Origin of the sequence: Bifidobacterium catulorum (genome assembly GCF_003129925.1) — a bacterium.
GTDB lineage: Bacteria > Actinomycetota > Actinomycetes > Actinomycetales > Bifidobacteriaceae > Galliscardovia > Galliscardovia catulorum.
Genome location: NZ_QFFN01000003.1, coordinates 80792 through 104415, shown reverse-complemented (window position 1 = coordinate 104415; position 23624 = coordinate 80792). Strand labels below are relative to the sequence as shown.

Genomic DNA, 23624 nt, shown 5'->3' with positions numbered 1-23624 from the left:
GCTTATTTGTTGGAAAACGTTATTTTTTGAAAGATTATCGAACATTTCCTTCATCGCTGTGCGTGTCGGCGACAGCAACGACGGCGTGTCGCTCATACGCCGCTGGATATCGCAGTGGTCTGCAGGTCCAGCATCCTCCAGGCGGAGGCGAGCGAACCGCGCGCATACCGAACGTTGCCGGAATCATCCAACGCTATGAGACTCAGCGTCTGGTCGATCTGCGCCGACGCGAGCGCCACGGTGTTCTTCGGCAGTTGCTGCGTGGACTCAGGCCCCGGGGCGAGCTGCTGGTATCCGCTCAGGGAGCCCTTCGTGGAATAGACGACGGTGGTGTCGTTGTAGAACGTCACCGCGTTCACGCCGGAGGCGCGGGACAGCACCGTGAAGGCTCCGCTGAGTCCCGCCACATGGTTCTCGGCGTCACGTCTCACCCCCGCCATGACCACACGGGACGAGGCGTCACCGGCGTCGTCGAAGGCGATGACGATGCGCGACCCTTCCGGGGACACCGCCATCGCGTTGACGCTCACCCCGTCCAGCCACGGCACATGGAGGAGGGAATGCTCGTCGTCCCCGTCAACGGTGTCGATGGCGATGTTCCCACGCGAGTCGGCCATCCATATCTCACGCCCCGTCCCGGCGGTTATGACCCGGGCGCGACGTCCGTCGAACAGCGTGCCGCATGGGGTGACGCCCCGGTCGAAGCACTGCACCGTCCCCGAGGAATCCAGCACGGCGCCGCCACGGGACGTGAAGGCGAGGGAACGAGCGTCCTTGCCGTTCTCCACCTCGCCCAGTTTGATGAGGTTCTGCGACGGAATCGACACGACGGAGCGGTTCGACAGGGTGTAGAGATGCCTCGCCGGCTGCTCCACACCCAATGTGATGTGGGAATCGGCGTCGGACAGGTCCAGTCCGGAACTGTCGATGATGCGCAGGTCATAATCGTCGTTGCCGTCTCCGAGCGTAAGCCTGATCTGGCGGACCAGCATCGCACGGTCGTCGCTGGAGAGGGTCGCGGCATCGGAAAGCCTCACGTCGATCTGGCTGCCGGAGGAGGGCACGGAATCCATGGCGAGCTTCACCTTGCCGTTCGATGCGGCATGGACGGCATCGCCCAGCCATGGGGCAGAACCGTCGAGCAGCTCACGGACCGCGAGCGTACGCCACTGCTTCCATCCGAACCATCTGGTGTCGGGCACGAGCGTATCGGCCGAGCTGGAACGTTGGTAGAGCTGCACCTGACGGAACACCTGCTGGAAATCGGATTCCTCGATCATGATTCCCGCCGGGAGCCTGTCGATGCGCCATTGGCCATCGATCCTCGCGAGCGTCAGACCCTTGTGGACCGACTGCGAGGCGCCGGTCGTGGCGAAGACGCCGTCGCGGTCAATCGACCCCACTTCACTGAACGACATGTCGACCTGCGCATGTCCGGCGCCTGCCCCGGACGCGGTGGCGGCATCGGCCCCGGAGACGCGCAGGTCAGGCTCCCCGTGAAAGACCACGACACCGGTCTCGGGCTTCCACGACTTGGCCGCGGCCTCCGTGAGGAACTGCCGGGCCACCTTGAACCCGTCCGTCTGCGGCCCCGCCGGCAGGGCGGCGAGGAATCCTCTGACGATCTCCCCCGGCGTGGCGTCGTCCGTTGGGCCCTGGGGATCGATGAATACACGGTGGTCCTCGCGTTGGACCTGCGAAAGCCGCTGTACCGGTCCGTCCGTCGGCAGACCGAGCGTCAGTGAGCACGCGCTCAGGCCACCGAGGACCATGACGCCGACGCATACGGCGGCGACACCGCGAATCATTCGGCCGCAGACCGTCACCTTACGCATCGCCACGCTCACCTCCGCTTTCCGCGGTTCCCTGTGCATCGTCTTCCTCCGCCTTCCGCCAACCCTCGCGTCGGACGTCTCCGGGGAGGAAACGCCCAAGCACGTTCATCGACGTGGCATCGGCGAACCGGACCGGATACTGCTCCGGCCGGGGCCTCTCCCCCGACTTAACCGGAATGGACAGCAGGAACCAGGTGCCCTTGCCCAATGCGGACCGTACATCAATGCCGCCGTGGTGCAGGCGGGCGTCCTGCTGGGATATGGACAGCCCCAGTCCGGTGCCTCCGGTGATGCGGGAGCGCGAGACATCCGCGCGCCAGAACCGGTCGAATACATGGGGCAGGTTCTCCTGGCTGATGCCGGCGCCGTAGTCCCTCACCCCGACGACCACACCCGTCTCGTTCGCACCGACGCGCACCTCGACCGGATTCCCCTCGGCGAAGTCCACGGCGTTGCCCAACAGGTTCCTCAGTATGCGCTCGATGCGTCGGGCGTCGATGTCGGCGTAGACCTCGCGTCCGGGTAGCGTCACATCGATCGGCACCTGCCTCGCCTGCGCGATCTCGGCGACGTCGCGAACCGCTTCGTTGATGGGACTGCGTACATCCATGGCGATGAGGTCGGCCGCCGCCGACCCGGCATCGTAGCGGGAGATCTCCAGCAGATCGGCGAGTATGTCCTGGAAGCGCGTGGTCTGCTCGCCGAGCAGTTCCACGGTGCGGGCCGTGGTCGGATCGAAATCGCCCTTCCTTGATTCCAGCAGGTCGGACGCCATCCGGATGGTGGTCACCGGGGTCCGGAGCTCATGGCTCACATCGGAGACGAAGCGACGCTGCATGGAGCTGATGGTCTCCAGCTCCTCGATCGTGGTGTTCAACGTGTCGGCCATCTCGTTGAACGAACGCTGGAGTACGCCGATCTCGTCGTAACGATCGACCTTCACCCTTGCGGAACGGTTGCCGTCGGACAGATACTCCGCGGCCACGGCCACGGATTCAACAGGGCGTATGATGCCGCGGAGCACCCTCCAGGTCATCAGACCGATCACCACGCTGAGCACCAGGGAGCAGGACAGCAGGGTGGTCTGTATGCTCATGACCGAACGTTCCTGCGACTCGTATGAGTATGCTGCGAACAGGCTGACATCGTCGCCATCGGGCATGGTCAGCGAGGCCCCCAGGATGGCGCCCGGCAGATCGGACCGGTTCTCACGACCATAACCCACCGGCTGGTAGAAGATGTCACCCGCCTTGTCGGAGGAGACCTCTCCGCGCATGGCATCGGAGATCAGGCCCATGTATTCCGGATCCGTGGACACCGGAACGACCGAATCGTACTCCCCCGACTCCCCGACGATGTAGACGCCCAGGAGATTCGAACTCCCCTCATCCTGCAGGGTGGATGCGAGGTCCGTGATCAGACGCTGGTAGTCTATGCGATTGATCACATCGGAGGAATCCAGATTCGCCTGCGCGCGCTGGACCTCCTCGGTGAAGTCCCGTTGCGATTGCTCCGACGCCTGCTTGAGCAGGGTGGAGCGCACCGAGAAGACGGACACGACGGAGAAGCCGAAGGCAATCGCCAGCGACATCAGGACGACGACGACGATGATGCGCCGTTGCAGGGAACGACGTATGGCGGCGCGCACCCGTCGCCATAGCCGAAGCAGCGGAATCCCCTTGTCCGAGGAGGGCTCGTTCCCCATCATGGTCGTTCCCGTCGTTGACGCCTCAGGCAGCGGCCCCGGCGGGAGGCACGAACTTGTATCCGATCCCGCGGACCGTCTGGATGATATGCGGATGCTCGGGATTGTCCTCGACCTTTTGGCGCAGACGCTGGACATGCACGTTCACCAACCGGGCGTCGCCGGAACTCTGATAGCCCCACACCTTTTCCAGCAGCTCCCCCCGGCTGAGCACCTCGCCGCTGTTGGCGGCGAGGACGAACAACAGCTCGAACTCCATGGGGGTGAGGTTGAGGTCGACGCCGTTCTTCGTGGCGGTGTGCTCAGCACGGTTGATGGAGACACCACCCTCGTTGATGACCTGGACATCGCCCCGTCCCTCGTCCCTCGCCTGGAGCAGCGGGGCGGCCACACGGAGACGCGCCTTGATCCTGGCCACCAGCTCGGCCACCTTGAACGGCTTGGCCACATAGTCGTCGGCCCCGGCCTCCAGACCACTGACCACATCCCTCGTATCCGATTTCGCGGTAAGCATGATGATCGGCACCTGGGAGGCGCCGCGGATCTCCTTGGCCACCTCCACGCCGTCAAGCCCGGGAAGCATGACGTCGAGCAGGATGAGGTCGGGACTGATGGTGGGGAACATCTCCACGGCACGCAGACCGTCATAGCAGACCACGGTGGCGAAACCTTCGGATTCGAGGACGATGGACAGCATCTCGTCCAACGCCTGATCGTCATCCACAATCAGAATGGTCGTCTTGGACTCCACGTGAACTCTCCTTGTTCGGGTGTGTGTTACGTCTACCGCCAATCGAGAAGGCTATGAGCGTCCAGAGCCGTCCTCGCCATGGAGGATGCCCCGTATCCGTTCCAGCCGCGGGCCTATCTCCCGCTCATAACCCCGGTCATTAGGATGATAATACTCCCGCCCAACCAATTCGTCCGGCATATACTGCTGGCTGGCCACGGCGCCGGGCTCGTCATGGGCGTACCGGTACCCCTCGTGGTTGCCCCACTGCTTCATGAGCTTGGTTGGCGCGTTGCGCAGATGCAGCGGCACCTGGCCTATCAGACCCGCGTCCACGTCCGCGAGAGCCTGGTTGATGGCGTTGTAGCTGGCGTTGGATTTGGGGGCCGTGGCAACGACGATGACGGCTTCGGACAGGATGATGCGGGCTTCGGGCATGCCGACCATGGCCACGGCCTGGGCTGCGGCGACGGTGGTCTGCAGTATCTGGGGGGCCGCCATTCCGACCTCCTCGGCCGACGCGATCATGATGCGTCTGGCGATGAATCGCGGATCCTCGCCCGCGCGCAGCATTCTGGCGAGGTAGTGGAGGGCCGCGTCGACATCGGAACCGCGCATGGATTTGATGAACGCGCTGGCGACGTCATAATGGTCGTCACCGGCCTTGTCGTATCTTACGGCCGCGACGTCCATGACCTGGGAGACGACCTGTGGCGTGATGACAGGTTTTCGCGCGCCTTTTTTCCGTTGTCTGTCACCGGTCATGGCACCGGCTGCCGCCTCAAGGATGGTGAGGGCCTTACGGGCGTCGCCGCCGGAGAGCCGAATGATTTCGGCGATGGCCTCGTCGGAGGCCCTGACCTCGCCGGCAAGACCCCGTTTGTCGTGCAGCGCACGACGGATGAGGACTCCGAGATCGTCCGGGCCGAGGGGTTCGAGCTTGACGACGACGGAGCGCGACAGCAGCGGCGCGATGATGGAGAAGCTGGGGTTCTCGGTGGTGGCCGCGATGAAGGTGACGTCACGGTTCTCCACGCTCGGCAGCAACGCGTCCTGCTGTGATTTGGAGAAGCGATGCACCTCGTCGATGAACAGCACGGTCTCACGTCCGGTGGCGACAAGGCTGTCATGGGCCCGCCGGAGAACCTCGCGGACGTCCTTGACACCGGAGGTGACCGCGGAGAGCTCCTCGAACCGTCTGCCGGATCGCTTGGCCACGATATAGGCAAGGGTGGTCTTGCCGACTCCGGGGGGACCGAACAGAATCACCGAGCTCGGCGCGGTCAACGACCCGCGGCTGGCCGGTGACGCAAGGCGTCGGAGAGGCGAACCGTCGGTCAGGGCATGGTCCTGGCCGACAACGTCGTCGAGCGACGCCGGGCGCATGCGGACGGCGAGCGGACGGGTCACGTCCCGTGGGGCCGATGCCGTGCTGAAGAGATCATCCATACCTGTTTCGGACATATTGCCAGTGTATCCCAGACTTCGAACAGCTGTTCGATATTCACGGAATCAGCCGAGACCGTCGGCCGGCCCCACACGGTAGTCGTCGAAGGTCACCTCGGCGCTGTTCTGCGTGGCATCGAGGTTGACGACGCCGGTGATGGCCCAGTCATGGTCGCCGTCCGAGTCGTCGATGATCTGGCGGACCACCCACCGGTGTTCGGAGCGTTCCCGGGAGGTGTCGAGCATGAAGTACTCGGACGAGTGTGCCTCGGCGTCCACGTTCACATAGTCGTGTTCGTCGTAGTAGTCGTCGAGCGTGTCCTCCCAGTCGCGCAAGCCCATCCCCCACTGTTCGTCGAGGGCGGCGAGGGTCCGCGTGTCCTCGCGATCCATGAGCTCGATGCGGTGGAACAACGCGTTGCGCACGAGCACGGTGAGACCCCGCCGGTCATGGACCACCTCGTCGGGACGAACGGGCGGCGCGGCGGCCGCAGCCGCATCGGACCCCTGCACGCCGGCGTTCTCCCATTCGTCCACAAGACTGGAGTCTATGCCTCGTACGACGACGCGCAACCAGGCGACGATGTCGTCGAGCCGATCGTCATACTTCTCCTCCGGCACGGTGCGTTCAAGCACGCGGTAGGCGTCGGAAAGATACCGCAGCAGCGTCCCCTCGGACCGGGCGATGTTGTAGCGGGCGATGTACCCGGTGAAGTCGGATGCGGTCTCGACCATGTCGCGCAGCACGGATTTGGGGCTGAGCCAGTAGTCGTTCGCCCATGGCACGTCCCGGCGGTATTGGGTGAACGCGGCGTCGAGCATGTCCTCCAGCGGCTTGGGATAGGTGATCTCCTGCAGGCGGTCCATGCGTTCGTCGTAATCTAGCCCATCGGCCTTCATGTCGGCGAGCGCCTTGTCTCGGGCCTGACGCTCCTGGGCGCGCAGCACCTGACGGGGGTCTTCGAGCGTGGATTCGACCATGGAGATCACGTCGAGCGCATAGGTCTCCGATTCGGGGTCGAGCAGTTCGAGCGCCGCCAGCAGGAACGGGCTGAGGGGCTGGTCGAGTGCGAAGTCGTCGGGCAGGTCGACGGTGGTGAGGTATTCGTCGGTGCCGTCGGGGGCGGTCCTGCATTCGATGACCTGGGTGTCGGTGAGGGTCCGGAAGATCTCGTCGGCGCGTTCGTGCAGCTTCTCCTTCTGCTTGGGCGTCTGCGCGGAATCGTCGATGAGATCGTTGATGCGCGCGCGGGCGTCCCCTCCCTGCTCCACTTCCGCGAGCACCATGGAGTGGGTGATGCGCATGTGCGGGATGAGCGTTTCGGGCGGCTGGTCGATGAGTTTGTCGAAGGTGGCGCTGTTCCAGGTGACGAAGCCCTCCTGGGGCTTCTTTCGCTTGACCTTCCTGAGTTTTTTCGGGTCGTTGCCGGCTTTGGCCAGCGCCCTCGCGTTTTCGATCTCGTATTCGGGGGCCTCGGCGATGACGAGGCCTTCGGTGTCGAACCCGGACCGGCCGGCGCGGCCGGCGATCTGATGGAATTCCCTGGCCTTGAGCCTGCGCATGCGCGTGCCGTCGAATTTGGTGAGCTGGGTGAGGATGACGGTGTGGATGGGCACGTTGATGCCGACGCCGAGGGTGTCGGTGCCGCAGATGATGGGCAGCAGGCCCTGTTGGGCGAGCTGTTCGACGAGCCTGCGGTAGCGTGGCAGCATTCCGGCATGGTGCACGCCGATTCCGGTACGTAGCAGGCGTTGCAGGATCTTGCCGAACGCGGTGGTGAACCTGGTGCTGGCGATGGCGTCCTTGATGCGGTCGCGCTGCTCCTTGGTGGTGACACCGGCGCTGGAGAGGGCCTGGGCGGTCTCCAGCGCCGCATCCTGGGAGAAGTGCACGATGTAGACGGGCGACTCCTCCCGGCTCATCGTGCGCTCGACCGTCGTCGCAAGCTGGGTGTCCACGTATTCGTAGCTCAAAGGGATGGGCCTTTTCGCATCGTCGACGATGGCCACGTCTCCATCGGTGTGGCGTTCCAGCGTCTGTACGATGCCGGTGACGTCGCCGAGGGTGGCGCTCATGAGCAGGAACTGCGTCCTGGGCAGGGTGAGCAGCGGCACCTGCCACGCCCAGCCGCGTTCGGGGTCTCCGTAGTAGTGGAATTCGTCCATGGCGACGCATCCGATGTCTGCGTGCGCGCCTTCGCGCAGGGCCTGATTGGCGAGGATCTCGGCGGTGCAGCAAATCACCGGCGCGTCGGGGTTGATGTGGGTGTCGCCGGTGATCATGCCGACGTTCTCGCGGCCGAGCGTGGCCACGAGATCGAAGAACTTCTCGGATACGAGGGCCTTGATGGGAGCGGTGTAATAGGAACGCCGGCCGGTGCACAACGCGGCGAAGTGCATGCCCAGCGCCACCAGCGACTTTCCCGAGCCGGTGGGCGTGGACAGTATCACGTGATCGCCGGCCAGCAGCGAGAGCACGGCGTCCTCCTGATGCGGCCACGGGGTGATGCCCCGAGAGGCGACCCAGTCGAAGAAACGGTCGTAGATGTCATCCGCGCCCAGATTGCGGTCGTCGTCTCCGTATCCCGGAATCAGCGCTTCCAAAGTCCCTTGTTCCACGCGCTCCAGTGTATCGTGTACGCCGGTCGGTGTCGTCACAGGCCGGGTTTCGCGTCATCGCAAAGCCGTCGACGGGCCTCGTCGAGGTCGAAGTCCGCTTCGGGCCAGTTGAGCTCCATGGCTTTGAGCGTCACCCTCAGCAGTTCCGATACCACGGCCCTGGAATACCAGCGGTTGTCGGCGGGCACGACGTACCACGGCGCATAGTCGGTGCAGGTCTGTTCGAACGTCTCCTGCCATGCGGCCATGTAGTCGTCCCAGCGTTCGCGCGCATCGAGGTCGGACACGTCGAATTTCCAATGCTTCGTCGGATCGTCGAGCCGTTCGACGAACTGTCTGCGCTGCGCCGCACGCGAGACGACGAGGAATATCTTGATGATGGCGCAGCCGTCTGCGACCAGCCCCTTCTCGAAACGCCGTATCGTGTCGTATCGAGGCCGCCACGCCTTCTCCTCCATGGTGCCGTACACGTTCGGCATGACGACGTCCTCGTAATGGGACCGGTCGAAGATGGAGATCCATCCGTCCTGCGGCAGTTCGCGGCGGATCCGCCAGAGGAAGTCATGCGAGGCCTCCTCGTCCGTGGGCCTGCCGAAGCCGTGATAGTGTACGCCCATGGGATTGACCTGGCGAAACACGTGTCGGACGATGCCTCCCTTCCCGGAGGCGTCCATGCCCTGCAGGACGATGAGCAGGCGGCGGCGCCCGCCCTTGGCGCCGTTGGCGTACAGGAGGTTCTGGTATCGCGCGATCTCAGTGGCGCTCAACTGGATGAATCGTTCTCCTTCCTCGGCGGTGGCGTGGAATCCGGGGGTGGAGCCTCCCCGGACGTCGGCGAGGTCGATGACCCCCTGCCCGAATCGCAGGCGTGAGGAGGGGTGCTTGCTCCAGACCGAACTGAGCAGCTGCGAGGTCTCTGATGCGAGCCGCAGCCGCTTCTGCAACGATTTGCGCTGCTTGATGGCCTTGTCAAGCCCCCGGCTGCTGCTTGATGCGCTCTTGAGCGCGCTGTTGATGTATCGCGTGTCGCCCATGATGCCTCCTCCACGTCGAGATGGTGGAGACCACTTTAGTACCGTTCAGTCCTGTCCGCGGGATTTCAGGTAGTCGATGAGCGTCTGCGCATACGGCACATGGGTGTCGGCGTAGTCCACACCCTCACGGAACGCCGTATACCCGTCGCCCCCGGTGAGCAGGAACGTGTTGCCGGCCACGACGATCCGGTCGTCGTCGGAGACGGGGCGTCCGTCGACGGTGAGATGTTCCACGCGTGGTTCGTCGTCATCGAAGCTCATGTCATACCGCACGTTCGACGATATGCCGAGATGGCCGCTGCGCCAGACTCCGTCCCCGCGATGCCATTGCCGTGCGATGACGCGTTTCAGCCGGGAACCGGTGAGCGTCGTCACCGCGTTGTCGAATTGCAGGGCCATCATATCCTTCGTCTCACGCACGGTGATGAATCCGTCGCCGTCGAGATCGAGCGCCCGGGTGCGCAGACTGCCGGGGTTGACGAAGCCCACTTCCGCCTTCGCCCCGATGGTGGTGCGTCTGGCGCCGTCAAGCGCGGCGTCGGCGATGAGGCCTCCCAGACGGTCGAGTCCCCCGGGCGTGGTCCTGGAATAGGGGTCGTCGGTGGACGAGACCACGACGTTTCCCCTGCGACGGGCGGAATCGTATGCCTGACGGATGATGGAGTCCACGCGCTGACGGGGTGCTTCCGAGGTCTGTGCGGCGTTGATGGCCCGGGCCGGGTCGGGGTCCGTGCCTGTCCGTTCGACGACAGGTGAGCCGAATGCGTCCCGTACCATGACCTTTGCGGCCGGTCCGCTTCCCCTGACCTCCAGATCCTGAACGGCCATCTGCTCGCCGAAGCTTCCCGCTTCGATGATGGGGGCGCCCGATCGGGTGTGACGGCCCGTTTTGACCGCATGGGTGTGGCCTGTATAAATCAGGTCGACGTTGCGGTCGAGCCCGACCGGATCATGGGCCACGATATCGGCGTCCTCGTGGATGAGTGCGACGACGGCATCGGCCTCCCCGTTGCTCTCGTCTCCGTCGGACAGCATGTCGGCCACCCGGTTGACGGAGGCGACGGCCTTCTCCTCCAGTTGGACGTTCTGCATCACGTCGCGGGACAGAACGGAACCCAGACCGTCGGTGACGGCGCCTACGAACGCCACACGCTTGCCGTTGGCCACCCGCATCGTGTAATCACGCAGATTGGAGAACCGCCCCGTCTTGCGCACGTTGGCGGCGAGCCAGTCGATGTGGTTGGCGGGATCCGCCACACGACCGTTGAAATCACCGACGCCGCGGTCCAGTTCATGGTTGCCCATGGCGGATATGCCGAGCCCCCACGCCTGGGCCATGGCCAGGGTGGGGGCGTCATGTTGGGACGAGGACTCGTATGGGGAGCCTCCTACGAGATCTCCCGTGGATACGAGCACCGTATTGCCGGGATTGTATTCCCTGGCCTTGTCGAATCGTTCATCCACCCACCGTCCGTTTTCGATGTGGCCGTGGAAATCGGTGATGTCGGCGATGGTGATCTTCCTGACGTCCTCGGTGGCGTTCGTGGTCTGCGCGGCGGCCGTGCCGGCGAGCAGCGAGATCGCCGCAAGGACCGCAACGCTCTTCAACGTCCAGAACAGGGTGCTTCTTTTGGTATTGCTCTCGAATCCCACGGCCGTAAGGATACCGGCGCGAAGTTGACGACGACGATGGCGTAACCGGATTGGAGACTACGGCATGGTGAATTCTTGGCTCCTATGCGACGGCCCGACACAACGACGCGATGCCTCCTGACAGCGGCCGCACGGCAACGTCACGCCAGCCGGCGTCACGCAGCATCCCGGCCACGCCCCTCCGCCCGGGCCACGAGTCGATGGACGCGTTGAGATACCGGTAGGCGTCGCGGTCTCCCCCGAGAACGCCTCCCAGAACCGGAAGGACCGCCGTGGCGTACCGCGTATAGATGAGACGCCAGCAGGGATCGGACGGCATATCGAAATCCAGCACGACGATACGGCCTCCCGGACGGCATACGCGGCGCATCTGTTCGAGCGCCGTCCCTGGACGGGGCATGTTCCTCAGACCGTAGGAGACCGTCACCGCGTCGAATGCCGCATCACCGAACGGCAGACGCATGGCATCCGCGGCGATGTAGCGGATCATGGGCCGCCGGGCACCATGTGAACGGCTGCGACGTTCCCGGCGTCGGGCCACGCCGAGCATGCCGTCGGCGATATCGCATCCGGTGACGAGGGCCCCCTCATCCGCGAACGCGCGGGACGACGATCCGGTCCCACATGCGACGTCCAGGATTCTCAGCCCGACGAGGGAACCGTCATAGGAGGCCTTCATCGCCCGCACCGCGGCTCGCCGCCAGAGAAGGTCCTGCCCCAGCGACGCCAGATCGTTGACCAGGTCGTATCGTTCCGAGATCGTGGAGAACATGGCGGCCTGCCGCCGTACATCCTTGAGGGAGTCCGTATCCATGCGTTCACGATACCGCGTGCGCCCCGGACCGTCCATACGCGTCGCGTACGACGGGCCCGATTCCGCCCCGCATATCCGTCCGGGACGAAGAGGCCTCCGCAGGGTCATGCGGAGGCCTCGGTGAATGCGGGCCACGGCCGGCCGGGAACGGTCAGATCTTCGGCTTTCCACCGATGCCGTCACGTCCTCCGCCGATGCCGTCGCCACGCTTGAAAGACGCCGCCCCGAAACGATGATGGTCTCCCGAGAAGCTCTTCCTCGACTCGTGCCGCGCTTCGGTCTTCGTCGCCGGCGATCCTTCGTGTTCGCCATCGGCCTTGACGTCCCGGTTGTCGGGATGCGTCTCGTCGTACCCCTGCTCGTAGCGGGTTCGACGCCAGTTGTGGATCGATGCGTTCGTGCCACGGTGGTGCGCATGGTACTTGCGCGGGGTGCCGCCGAGCGGCAGTTCCTCGACCTCCTTGGCCACGGCTATCTGATTGACGTTGGAGGGGTCCATGACGGCGATGGGCGCCACCGGTTCGGTGTCGACAGGCGCGGCGGTGCGCTGCTGCATGTGCTCGGGCAGCCATTCGGCGAGGCGGGACAGCAGCCAGCATGCGAAGAAGTAGACGATGCCCGCCACGACAAGGGCCTGCAGGATGTTGAAATACATCGAGCCAAGACGCCGGGACTCCTGCAGCAGGTCGGTGTACATGATGATGGACCCGAGGGCGGTGTCCTTGAGCACGACGACCAGCTGGGTGACCGCCGCGGGGAGCATGGCGTTGATGGCCTGCGGCACCTCGATCTGCATCAGTGATTCGGTGCGGGTCAGGCCCAACGCCAGGGCCGCCTCGCGCTGCCCTCCGGGCAAGTTGCCGACGCCGGAGCGCACGAGCTCGGCTACCACGGAACCGTTGTAGAGCACCAGGGCGAGGACCACCGCCCAGTACGACGGTTCCTGCATCCCGGCGAAGGCGAACCATCGCCAGAAGAAGATCATGAGCAACAGTACGGGCACGGCACGGCAGAATTCCACGACGACCGCGGACGCGCCCCGGACGACGACGTTGGGCAGCAGGCGGCCGAAACCGAAGAGCAGTCCGAAGGCGACCGATCCGACGACTGCGAGAACGGACGCCTTGACGGTCATCCACAGGCCGGGAAGATAGAAGTCCGTCCACGCCTCCTTTTCGAGCGCAGGTCTCCACAGCTGCCAGTCAAGCTGGTTCTCGCCGTCCGGGGGATTGTGCAGACGCATCAGGATGAGCGCGAGGACGGCGAGGAAGCAGATCGCCGCGGCCCAGTTGATGACGGCGATGCGGCGCCGCCCCCTGGGGCCGGGCTGGTCGAACAGGACCGATGAGGATGTGTTGTTCATTGCCGGATCACCTTCTTACCGCGAGCTTGTTGGACAGGTATGTGGTCAACATGCCGATGGGGATGATGAGGATCACATAGCCGAATGCGAAGATCAGGAAGATCGAAACGATCACATCGGGATGATATTCGATCATCTGGCTCATGAGCGACGACGTCTCCGTGGCCACCGATGCGGCAGCGGCGACGGTGGAGTTCTTGAGCAGCGCGATGAATGTGTTGCCCAAGGGGGCGACGGAGCCGCGGAACGCCTGCGGCAGGATGATCTCGGTGGCGGACTGCATGAAGCCCAGTCCCAGGGCGCGAGCGGCCTCGGCCTGGCCGAGCGGGACCGTGTTGATGCCGGACCGCAGCGACTCGCACACGAACGCCGCGGTGTACAGGCTCAATCCGGTCACGGCGAGCCAGAAGAAGTTCGTGGCGAACGTGTCGGAGAACGTGAGCTTGAGCTGCGCGTAAGCCCCCAGCACCATGAACACCATGATGATGGTGAGCGGCATGTTCTTGAAGAACTCCACGTAGGCGCCGGCGACCGCCCTCATGGAGCCGATGGGAGAGATGCGCATCATCACGAGCACGACGCCGAGGATGAGCGAGAACAACGCCGACCACAGCGTCAATTCGATGTTGACGAGGAACGCGGCGGGAATATCGTATTCGGAGAACAGTCTGACGAGGCTTTCCATGTCACTCCCCCTCCGTCGGTTTCGGCGGATTGTATTCGGCGTTCGGCCGGTATCCGGTGCCCTTGGTGTTGTCTTCGATGGCGCGTTCCCACGATCCGTCCCTGATCATGGTTTCGATGGCCCTGTTGATTTTCCTCGCGAACGCCTTGTCGCCCTTCCTGATGCCGACCCCGTAGTATTCCTGCGTGAACGGCTTTCCGACGACCTTGAGCTTGCCGCGGGAGGCGGAGGCCAGACCGGCAAGGATGATGTCGTCGGTGGTCACGGCGTCGACGATGCCGGAGAACAGCGCGGTCGCGCATTCGGCGTAGCCGGGCTGTTCCATGAGCTGCAACTCGTTGGCGAATTTCTCCTTGACGGTGGTGGCGGATGTCGAGCCGGTCACCGAACACAGCCGCTTGCCGTTGAGGTCCTCGGGCCCCTTGATGTCGTCGTCCCCCCTACGCACGAGCAGGTCCTGTCCGGCCACGAAATACGGGCCTGCGAACGACACGGCGTTCTTGCGCGCGTCGGTGATCGAATACGACGCGAGGATCATATCGACGTCGCCGTTCTGCAACATGGCCTCACGCTGCTTGGAGGGCGCCTCCTTCCAGACGATCGCGTCCTCGGAATACCCCAGCTGCCTGGCCACGTATCTGGCCACGTCCACGTCGAATCCCACATAGGTGCCGGATTTCTTGAAGCCGAGTCCGGGCTGGTCGAATTTGATGCCGATGCGGATCTTGCCCGACTCGTCGCCCGATCCGCAGGCGGCGACGGAGCATATGCATGCCACGACGCATACCACGGCGAGCAGTCTCTTCCACAGCCGTTTCACGGCCATCGTCACTGTGCTCATAGTCAATCTCTCGTTCTTCTCCTGTTCCTGCGATGTCGAAGATCAGTGCGTAAGGATCTTGGAAAGGAAATCCTTGGCGCGGTCGCTCTTCGGATGGTCGAAGAACTCGTCGGGCGCCGCCTCTTCGAGGATCTGCCCATCGGCCATGAACACGATGCGGTCGGCCGCGCGACGCGCGAATCCCATCTCGTGGGTGACGCAGATCATGGTCATGCCCTCATGGGCCAGTTCGATCATGACGTCGAGCACCTCGTTGACCATTTCCGGGTCGAGCGCGGAGGTCGGCTCGTCGAACAGCATGACCTTGGGGTGCATGGCCAGGGCTCGCGCGATGGCCACGCGTTGCTGCTGGCCTCCGGAAAGCTGCGCCGGCATCTTGGACGCCTGGGAGTCTACGCCGACGCGGGCCAGCAGCTCCATGGCCTGGTCCTCGGCATCCTTCTTGGCCATGTGGCGCACGCGGATGGGCGCCAGGGCGACGTTTTCGAGAATCGTCTTGTTGGCGAACAGATTGAACGACTGGAACACCATGCCGACCTCGGCGCGCAGACGGGCCAGTTCCCTGCCCTCCTGCGGCAGGGGCTTGCCGTCGATGCGGATGTCGCCGGAGTCGATGGTCTCCAGACGGTTGATGGTGCGGCACATGGTGGATTTGCCGGAGCCGGACGGGCCGACGACGACGAGCACCTCGCCCTTGGCGACCTTCAGGTTGATGTCCTTGAGCACATGGAGATCGCCGAAATGCTTCTCCACATGGGTGAGTTCCACAAGTGGACGGGATTCGTCCGTACGGTAAATTTTCTCTTCTGACATACGTGCAGTATAGCCCATGCCCCATTTCAAACGTTTTACGTCCGGCGCGTGGACAATATGCACGGCCTTGCGGCGTATGCGCGGCGACCCGTCAGCCGCGAGGCCTGCCGAGGCCTTCCACGAACGTTACGCCGGGGATGTCATCGAATACCGATCCATCGACCACGAGCTTCGACGGCCGGATTCCCGATCCCAGATACAGCCGCGGTATGCCCGTGATGCGCGCGTCGACGAGCAACGGCCAGCCTTCCGGAAGACCGATGGGCGACATGCCGCCGGATTCCATGCCGGTCGCCTCGACCGCGGCGGCGATGGGCGCGAACGAGACCTTGCTTACCCCGAGCGTGTGCTTGACCAGACCATTGAGGTCGGCACGAGTGTCGGCGGTGACGAACGCCGCGGCGAACAGCGGCGGCGCCTTACGGGTCTTATGCGTATGCACGATCACGACGTTGCCTGTCGTGGAGAACGGAATCTCGTATTTCGGACACCACAGGTCCGTGTCGGACTCCTCGTCGGTGTTCTCGGTGACGCCGAGAATCTTCGATTCGGCGACACCTGAGGCGATGAGCCCGTTCAACGCGTCGAACACCGGCTTCGCCAACAGCCGTCCATCATGCCAGTCCAGTATCTCCAATGCCATGCCTTCCCCCCGTCCATAAGTGCCCGGCCCTGTGCATAGAGGATAACGAAAGCGCCACCGGCACATGCCGATGGCGCTATTCGTATTGCCTATGAACCGTTATCAGTCCTCATCCTCTTCGGGGTCGTAGTCGACTCCGGTCTCCGCACGCTGCTCGTCGGAGATCGGGGCCGGGGCGCCCGTCAGCGGGTCGCGGCCGCCGCCCGCCTTCGGGAAGGCGATGACGTCGCGGATGGAATCGGCGCCTGCGAGGATCGACACGGTGCGGTCCCAGCCGAGGGCGATGCCGGCGTGGGGCGGCGCACCGTACTTGAATGCCTCAAGGAGGAATCCGAACTTCTCGTCGGCCTCCTCCTTGGTGATGCCGAGAACGTCGAGCACACGGTTCTGGATGTCGTCACGGTGGATACGCACCGAACCGCCGCCCATCTCCTCGCCGTTGCAGACGATGTCGTAGGAGTCGGACATGGCATGTTCGGGGTCCTTGTCGAACCTGTCGAGCCAGTCGGCGCTCGGCATGGTGAACGGGTGGTGCATGGACGTCCACTTGGAGTGGCCGACGGCGACGTCGTCATCATCCGGATCGTCGGTGGGCTTGAACAGCGGGAAGTCGACGACCCAGGTGAAGGCGAACTTCTTGGGATCGAGCAGGCCCTGGCGGCGGGCGATCTCGACGCGGACGGCGCCGAGCAGCAGCTGGGAGGACTCACGGGCACCGGCGGCGAAGAACACGGCATCGCCGGGTTCCGCACCGACCGCCTCACGAAGGCCGTCGCGTTCGGCGTCGGACAGGTTCTTGGCGACGGGCCCCTTGAGGTTGCCGTCGGCGGAGAACTGCACATAGGCGAGGCCCTTGGCCCCACGCTGTCGAGCCCAGTCCTGCCATGCATCGAACTTGCGACGGGGCAGGTCGGCGGCGCCCTTGTAGACGACGGCGCCGACGTACGGAGCCTGGAACACGCGGAACGGGGTGTCCTTGAAGTATTCGGTCAGTTCGACGATCTGGTTGCCGAAACGCAGGTCGGGCTTGTCCGAGCCATACTTATCCATGGCGTCCTGCCAGCTGATGCGATCGATCGGCAGCTTGATGTCGTAGCCTGCGGACTTCCAGATGGCGGAGATGACCTTCTCGGCCATGGCCATGACATCCTCCTGGTCGACGTAGGCCATCTCCATGTCGAGCTGGGTGAATTCCGGCTGGCGGTCGGCGCGGAAGTCCTCGTCACGGTAGCAACGGGCCAGCTGGTAATAGCGTTCGACGCCGGAGACCATGAGCAGCTGCTTGAGCAGCTGCGGGGACTGGGGCAGTGCGTACCAGGAACCGGGCACAAGGCGGGCGGGCACGAGGAAGTCACGGGCGCCCTCCGGGGTGGACTTGATGAAGGTCGGGGTCTCGACCTCGGTGAAGTCCATGTCCTCAAGGGCGTGACGGGCCGCCTTGGCCATGTCGGAGCGCAGCTTGAGATTATGCTGCATGGACGGACGGCGCAGGTCGAGGTAACGGTACTTGAGGCGCACATCCTCGCCGGGCAGCTTGTTCTCGGACTCGTTCTCAAGAGCGGTGGACACCTGGAAGGGCAGGGCGTCGGACTTGGCGAGAATGGTGATGTCCTCGGCGACGACCTCGATCCTGCCGGTGGCGAGGTGGTCGTTCTCGTTGCCCTCGGGACGCAGGCGGACCTCGCCGACGACCTGGATGACGAACTCGCTCCTGAGCGGGCGGGCCACCTCCTCGTCGTAGATGACGACCTGCACCAGACCGGTGCTGTCGCGCAGATCGATGAACGCCACCCCGCCGTGGTCGCGGCGGCGGTCCACCCAACCGGCGAGCGTGACCTTCCGGCCGACAAGCGCCTCGGTCACCTCGGTGGCGTGCTGTGTTCTGTAAGCCGTCTGGCTCATTGTGCCTCTATCCTCCTATGGATTGGAAATCTCACGTATTATATCGAATCGCCTATGCGGACCCATGACGGAACGGGAGCCGTCACCGGTCCCCGCATTCGATGCTCTGGCCGGCGAAGGCCCCGTCGGGACGCCATGACCCGGAGTCGGCGCCTGTCTGGTCTCCGGTGACGATGTTCTTCACCTCGTCACCCGCCCCGTCCTGTCCGGGGAACCACACGTAGGGGATGCCCAGCCTGTCGGCGTATCTGATCTGCTTGCCGAGCTTGGCCGCCGTCGGAGCCACATCGGTGGCGATGCCACGGGCCCGCAGCGCCTCGGCGATGCGATTGGCCCGGCCGCGCTCGTCCTCGTTCCACACGGCCACGAGCACGGCGGCCGGGGACTGGCGGCTGGCCCTGGCCCCGGCGGTGTGCAGCATGTAGGACACCAGCCGGGAAAGGCCGATGGACAGGCCCACGCCCGGATACTTCCTGCTGCCCTGGGAGGCGAGATTGTCGTAGCGGCCTCCGGAGCAGATCGACCCGAGCGACGGGGCGCCGTCGAGGAACGTCTCGTAGACGGAGCCGGTGTAGTAGTCAAGGCCGCGGGCGATCTTGAGGTCGGCGACGACCGCGCCCGGTCGGATGCGGGCCGCCTCGTCGACGATCATCGCAAGCGTTCCGAGACCTTCGCTCGCCAGACGGTAGGCGTCGGAGGATTCCTCGATGCCATGCTTTGCGCACAGTTCGCGGAAACGCTCCCCCAGCTCATCGCCGGTGGCCGCGCTCAGCCCCGCGAGATCGAGACACGCCGATGCCTGCGCCTCGCTGGCACCGCATTCGGAGACGAGCAGCTTGGACACCTCGTCGGCGCCGATCTTGTCGAGCTTGTCGATCTCGCGCAGCACCCCTTCGATGTCGGTGAGACCGAGACCGCGGTAGAAGCCCTCGGAAAGCTTGCGGTTGTTGGCGTGGACGGTCGCCTTGGGCAGGCCGAACCGGCGCAGGGCCTCAAGGGCGGAGACCATGACGAGCGGAAGCTCCACTTCGTAGTGGGACGGCAGGTCGCCGTTGCCGACCACGTCGATATCGGCCTGGATGAACTCGCGGAAACGCCCTTCCTGCGGACGTTCGCCACGCCAGACCTTCTGGATCTGCCAGCGCTTGAACGGGAACACGACGTCGCCGGAATGCTCCACGACGTACCGGCTCAGCGGCACGGTCAGATCGAAGTGCAGGCCGAGACGGTCCTCGACGGGCGTGTCGTTCTCCTTGCCGACCTCCTGAAGACGGGACAGCAGATAGATCTCCTTGCTGGTCTCGCCCTTCTTGAGGAGGCTTGAGCCCTGTTCCACCGCCCTCGTCTCGATGCCGAGGAACCCGTTGAGTTCGAAAATCCTACGGAGCGTGTCGATAGCCTGCTGTTCGACGACCCGTTCTTCGGGAAGCCACTCCGGGAAACCTGATAATGATGCACCTTTTGCCACGAGTCCATATAATAGGTCTAGTTGTGGAAAAACCGTGGCTTCCATGGTTCTTCCCATCTCTCTCACGCAAGAACACAAGGAGCTGGCCATGTCGGACGAGACTGCAACCACACCCGAGAACGTATCCGCAGCAGCAGCGAAAGCCGCAGCACGACCCAAGGCGACGCCGAAGCCACATGCGCCGTCGCCGGCGGCCTTCGCCAGGAAGACCCCCAAGGTCGCGGTGGTGAAGAGCACGTATTCCGACGAGGACATCGCCAAGGCCGAGGCCTTCGGACGCGTCGCCGACGACGGCACCGTGTTCGTCAAGGACGGCGACGCCGAGCGCGAGGTCGGCCAGTTCGCGGACGCGGACAAGTCGGAGGCCCTGAAGCTGTACGCCACGCGGTTCCTCGACCTCAAGGCCAAGTTGGACTTTCTGGCCACGCGTCTGAAGTCGGCAGGCATCAAGCCCCATGAGATCGATGAATCCCTGAAGCTGCTGGAGCAGGAGGTGGACAATCCCCCGGTCGTGGGCGACCTGCCTTCGCTCAGGGCCCAGCTTGAGCAGCTCAAGACCGCCGGTGCGGCGAAGAAGGAGGAGCTGTCCGCCGCCCGCAAGGCCGCCGTGGCCAAGGCCGTGGAGGAGCGCACCGCCATCGTGGAGAAGGCGGAGGCGTTGGCCGCGTCCCTCGGCGACAGGACGAATTGGCGTTCCACAGCCGACAAGTTCCGCGCCCTGTTCGACGAATGGCAGGCGCATCAGCGCACCAGCGTGCGCATCGACAAGGCCCAGGCGGACGCGTTGTGGAAGCGCTTCTCCGCGGCACGCACCACGTTCAACCAGTCACGCCGCAAGTGGGCCCAGAACCGCGACGCCGAACGCGCACAGGCGAAGAGCGCCAAGGAGGCCATCATCGAGGAGGCCAACGCCATCAAGGATTCGACCGAATGGGTGGCCACCTCGCGCAAGTTCAACGAGCTCATGGACCGTTGGAAGAAGGCCGGACGTGCCGGACGCAACGACGACGACGCCCTGTGGGGTCGCTTCCGCGAAGCCGCCGACACGTTCTTCAATGCGCGTCAGGCCGATCGTGATCAGATCAGCTCCAGCGAGAAGGAGAACCTCGCGAAGAAGGAGGAGCTGCTCAAGAAGGCGGAGGCCCTGTTGCCCGTCAAGGACGTCAAGGCCGCGAAGGCCGCCCGCCAGGCTCTCGGCAAGATCCAGGACGAATGGGATGAGATCGGTTTCGTGCCGCGCGGCGACGTGCACCGCATCGAAAGCCGTCTCGACGACGTCGAGAAGCAGATCAAGGCCGTCGAGGACGCCGAGTGGAAGCAGACCGACCCGGAGACCGACGCCCGCAAGTCGGACTTCGAGGAGCAGCTGACCGCTCAGCTCGCCGAACTCGACGAGAAGATCGCCGCAGCCACCGACCCGAAGAAGAAGGCCGCCCTTGAGGCGGAGAAGGCCACCAAGGAGCAGTGGCTCAACGCGGTGAAGTAATTGCCGGTTATGGGTATGCAGGAGCCCGGCACGCGATAGTCGCGTGCCGGGCGCCGGGTTTTCGGCCGGTATGGCCCGTCCTTGTCTCGTTCCGAGTGATGAGACGTTTGGCGGGACCTGAAGGGTATGGCAACCGTGGGTGTCGCTCTCCTCAGTCCGCTTCGCGGGCAGCTCCCCTCATGGAGGGGAGCCAATCGGAATCAAGCGCCTTGCGAATCAAGCGCCTTGCGTCGGGATGCTCACATGTGACGAAGTTTGGGTTCCGCGCTGTCCTTGGCTCCGGTGATGCGGTAGCAGTCGAAGACGCCGTCGATCTTGCGCACGGCAGCCAGCAGTGTGGTCAGATGCTGGGGGTCGGCCATCTCGAAGACGAACTGGCTGGTGGCCACACGGTCGTCGCCGGTGGCGATGGAGCCGGAGATGATGTTCACGCCGTGGTCGGACAGCATACGGGTGACGTCCGACAGCAGATGCGGACGGTCAAGCGCCTCCACCTGGATCTTCACCAGGAAGGTTCCGTTGGCATTCGCCCATGAGACGTCGACGATGCGGTCGGGCTGGTGCTTCTTGAGGTCGAGAAGATTCTGGCAGTCGGCGCGATGCACCGACACGCCCTGGGCGCGGGTGATGAAGCCGATGATGGAATCGCCCGGTACGGGCATGCAGCATTTGGCGAGTTTGACCCATATGTTGTCCACACCCTTGACCGACACGCCCGGAGCCGCGTCCACATTGCGAACACGCTGCAACGGCAGCGCCTCCTGCTCCACCTCGTCGTCGACCTCCGCCGGACCAACGTCCTTGACCAGACGGGATATGACGTTCTGCGTGGATACCTGGCCCTCCCCGATGGCCGCGAACACGGCGTTCGGGTCGGGGTAGTTCAGCTCCTCGGCCACGCCAATCAGTGCTTCCGGGGTCAGCAGCGTCGAAATGGGCATGTTGCGCTTGCGCATGGCGCGCGTCAGTTCCTCGCGCCCCTCCTCGATGGCCTCGCTCCGGCGTTCCTTGCTGAACCATTGCCGGATCTTGTTGCGGGCCTTGGGGCTCTTGACAAAGCTGAGCCAGTCCCTTGAGGGGCCGGCGGTATCGGACTTCGAGGTGAGTATCTCCACGGTGTCGCCGTTGTCGAGCTTGGTGTCAAGCGGCACCAGCCGTCCGTTGACGCGGGCGCCCATGGTCCGGTGTCCGACCTCGGTATGCACGGCGTAGGCGAAATCGACCGGAGTGGCGGCCGCAGGCAGGGACACGATCTTGCCCTTGGGGGTGAATACATAGACCTCGGCCGAACCGAGATCCTGCTTCAGGGAGCCCAGGAACTCGTCGGAGTCGGGGGTCTCGCTCGTCCAGTCGGCGAGCTGTTGGATCCACTTGAGGTTGTCGGCCTCGGAAAGCTCGCGATACTCGCCGTCCTTCTCACGTCGGCGGTCCGACTTGTCCGGCGACGACAACGCACGGCCAGCCTGGCCGTTCTCCTTGTATTTCCAATGGGCCGCGATGCCGAATTCCGCCCGCCGGTGCATGTCCCACGTACGAATCTGAATCTCCACCGGCTTGCCGCCGGGACCGACCACCGTGGTATGCAGGGACTGGTACATGTTGAGCTTCGGCATGGCGATGTAGTCCTTGAACCGTCCGGGGACCGGGTTCCATCGGGCATGCACGGCACCGAGCGCGGCATAGCAGTCGCGAATCGAATCGACGATGATGCGTACACCCACCAAATCGTAGATGTTCTCGAAATCATGGCCACGCACGATCATTTTCTGATAGATGCTGAAATAGTCCTTCGGACGACCGGTCACATACGCCTTGACGCCCTGCTTCCTAAGATCGGCGTTGACCTCCTCAAGGATCTGCTTGAGATACACCTCACGCTGCCCGGCGCGACGGGCCACGAGCACTACGATCTCGTTGTAGATCTTCGGATAGAGCACCTTGAAGCTCAGTTCCTCAAGCTCGGTCTTGATGGCGTTCATACCCAGACGGTTCGCCAGCGGCGCATAGACGTCGAGTGTCTCCCGGGCCTTGCGCTGGGCGCTGGAGGTCTTCACATAACGCCATGTGCGCGCGTTATGCACGCGGTCGGCGAGCTTGACGACCAGCACACGCACGTCCCGGCTCATCGCCACCACCATCTTCCGGATGGTCTCGGCCTGGGCCGAGTCTCCGTAGTCCATCTTGGAGAGCTTGGTGACGCCGTCCACCAGTCCGGCCACGGTGTCGCCGAACTCCCGACGGCATTGGTCGAGTGTGTAATCGGTGTCCTCCACGGTGTCGTGCAGGAGCCCGGCGGCCACGACCAACGGCCCCATGCCAAGATCGGCGAGGATCTGCGCCACGGCAAGGGGGTGGATGATGTACGGTTCTCCCGAGTTGCGCCGCTGCGGGGCATGTTGGACCACCGCGCGGTCGTAGGCCCGTTGGAGTATCGACAGGTCCTCGCCGGGATGGTGCAGCTCGCATATCTGCCAGATCGGCCGCAGCGGGTTCAAAGGATCCGTGCTGATCTCGCATCCAAGCGCATGCGCGGAGATGTCCTTCGGCTTGTCAATGGTATGCGTGCCCATGCTTCGCTCCTCTCCCT

17 protein-coding genes are annotated in these 23624 nt (G+C 64.2%); 1 reads left to right on the top strand and 16 read right to left on the bottom strand.

Annotated elements, in window-relative coordinates:
* Positions 1-92: 92 nt before the first annotated feature.
* From DF200_RS02315 to hisS, 15 genes are all read right to left on the bottom strand, one after another.
* The gene (locus tag DF200_RS02315; protein WP_241520097.1) at positions 93-1835 is read right to left on the bottom strand and encodes an LpqB family beta-propeller domain-containing protein; all 1743 of its coding nucleotides are present in this window, start codon (positions 1833-1835) and stop codon (positions 93-95) included.
* A complete protein-coding gene (gene mtrB / locus DF200_RS02310; RefSeq protein WP_158275749.1) occupies positions 1828-3543 on the bottom strand; it encodes an MtrAB system histidine kinase MtrB in 1716 nt (571 codons plus the stop codon). The genes DF200_RS02315 and mtrB overlap by 8 nt, the downstream gene beginning before the upstream one ends.
* Before the next feature lie 22 nt (positions 3544-3565).
* A complete protein-coding gene (gene mtrA / locus DF200_RS02305) occupies positions 3566-4237 on the bottom strand; it encodes an MtrAB system response regulator MtrA (RefSeq protein WP_109136755.1) in 672 nt (223 codons plus the stop codon).
* A gap of 105 nt (positions 4238-4342) precedes the next feature.
* Positions 4343-5734, bottom strand: a complete 1392-nt coding sequence (locus DF200_RS02300) for a replication-associated recombination protein A (protein ID WP_109136678.1) — start codon at positions 5732-5734, stop codon at positions 4343-4345.
* A gap of 48 nt (positions 5735-5782) precedes the next feature.
* The gene (locus DF200_RS02295; protein WP_241520091.1) at positions 5783-8335 is read right to left on the bottom strand and encodes a DEAD/DEAH box helicase; all 2553 of its coding nucleotides are present in this window, start codon (positions 8333-8335) and stop codon (positions 5783-5785) included.
* A gap of 35 nt (positions 8336-8370) precedes the next feature.
* Entirely contained in the window at positions 8371-9369 is a 999-nt protein-coding gene (locus DF200_RS02290; protein WP_109136677.1) for a PPK2 family polyphosphate kinase, read from the bottom strand.
* A gap of 45 nt (positions 9370-9414) precedes the next feature.
* Positions 9415-11022 (bottom strand): bifunctional metallophosphatase/5'-nucleotidase, encoded by a 1608-nt coding sequence (locus DF200_RS02285; RefSeq protein WP_109136676.1) that lies wholly within the window; start codon positions 11020-11022, stop codon positions 9415-9417.
* Between the two features lie 82 nt (positions 11023-11104).
* Entirely contained in the window at positions 11105-11836 is a 732-nt protein-coding gene (locus DF200_RS02280) for a ubiquinone/menaquinone biosynthesis methyltransferase (protein ID WP_109136675.1), read from the bottom strand.
* Between the two features lie 151 nt (positions 11837-11987).
* Complete coding sequence (locus DF200_RS02275) at positions 11988-13199, bottom strand: amino acid ABC transporter permease (protein ID WP_109136674.1); 1212 nt, start codon at positions 13197-13199, stop codon at positions 11988-11990.
* 7 nt (positions 13200-13206) lie between these two features.
* Positions 13207-13884 carry an amino acid ABC transporter permease gene (locus DF200_RS02270; protein WP_109136673.1) on the bottom strand — a complete coding sequence of 226 codons (678 nt, stop codon included), beginning with the start codon at positions 13882-13884 and terminating at the stop codon, positions 13207-13209.
* 1 nt (position 13885) lies between these two features.
* Entirely contained in the window at positions 13886-14710 is an 825-nt protein-coding gene (locus DF200_RS02265) for a glutamate ABC transporter substrate-binding protein (RefSeq protein WP_170112471.1), read from the bottom strand.
* A gap of 57 nt (positions 14711-14767) precedes the next feature.
* Positions 14768-15538, bottom strand: coding sequence for an amino acid ABC transporter ATP-binding protein (locus DF200_RS02260; RefSeq protein WP_109136671.1), 771 nt, complete (start codon positions 15536-15538; stop codon positions 14768-14770).
* 91 nt (positions 15539-15629) lie between these two features.
* Positions 15630-16181: a YbaK/EbsC family protein gene (locus DF200_RS02255; protein WP_193903108.1), complete on the bottom strand. Its 552-nt coding sequence runs from the start codon at positions 16179-16181 to the stop codon at positions 15630-15632.
* Positions 16182-16283: 102 nt separating this feature from the next.
* The gene (aspS, locus tag DF200_RS02250; protein ID WP_109136670.1) at positions 16284-18083 is read right to left on the bottom strand and encodes an aspartate--tRNA ligase; all 1800 of its coding nucleotides are present in this window, start codon (positions 18081-18083) and stop codon (positions 16284-16286) included.
* Positions 18084-18165: 82 nt separating this feature from the next.
* Complete coding sequence (hisS, locus tag DF200_RS02245; protein WP_109136669.1) at positions 18166-19551, bottom strand: histidine--tRNA ligase; 1386 nt, start codon at positions 19549-19551, stop codon at positions 18166-18168.
* Positions 19552-19639: 88 nt separating this feature from the next.
* Here hisS and DF200_RS02240 point away from each other — a divergent pair, with 88 nt between their 5' ends.
* Positions 19640-21037, top strand: a complete 1398-nt coding sequence (locus tag DF200_RS02240; protein WP_109136668.1) for a DUF349 domain-containing protein — start codon at positions 19640-19642, stop codon at positions 21035-21037.
* A 239-nt stretch (positions 21038-21276) separates the two neighbouring features.
* On the opposite strand, the gene DF200_RS02235 is transcribed toward DF200_RS02240, so the two are convergent.
* On the bottom strand, positions 21277-23607 hold the full coding sequence (locus DF200_RS02235) for a RelA/SpoT family protein (protein ID WP_109136667.1): 2331 nt from the start codon (positions 23605-23607) through the stop codon (positions 21277-21279).
* Positions 23608-23624 lie beyond the last annotated feature (17 nt).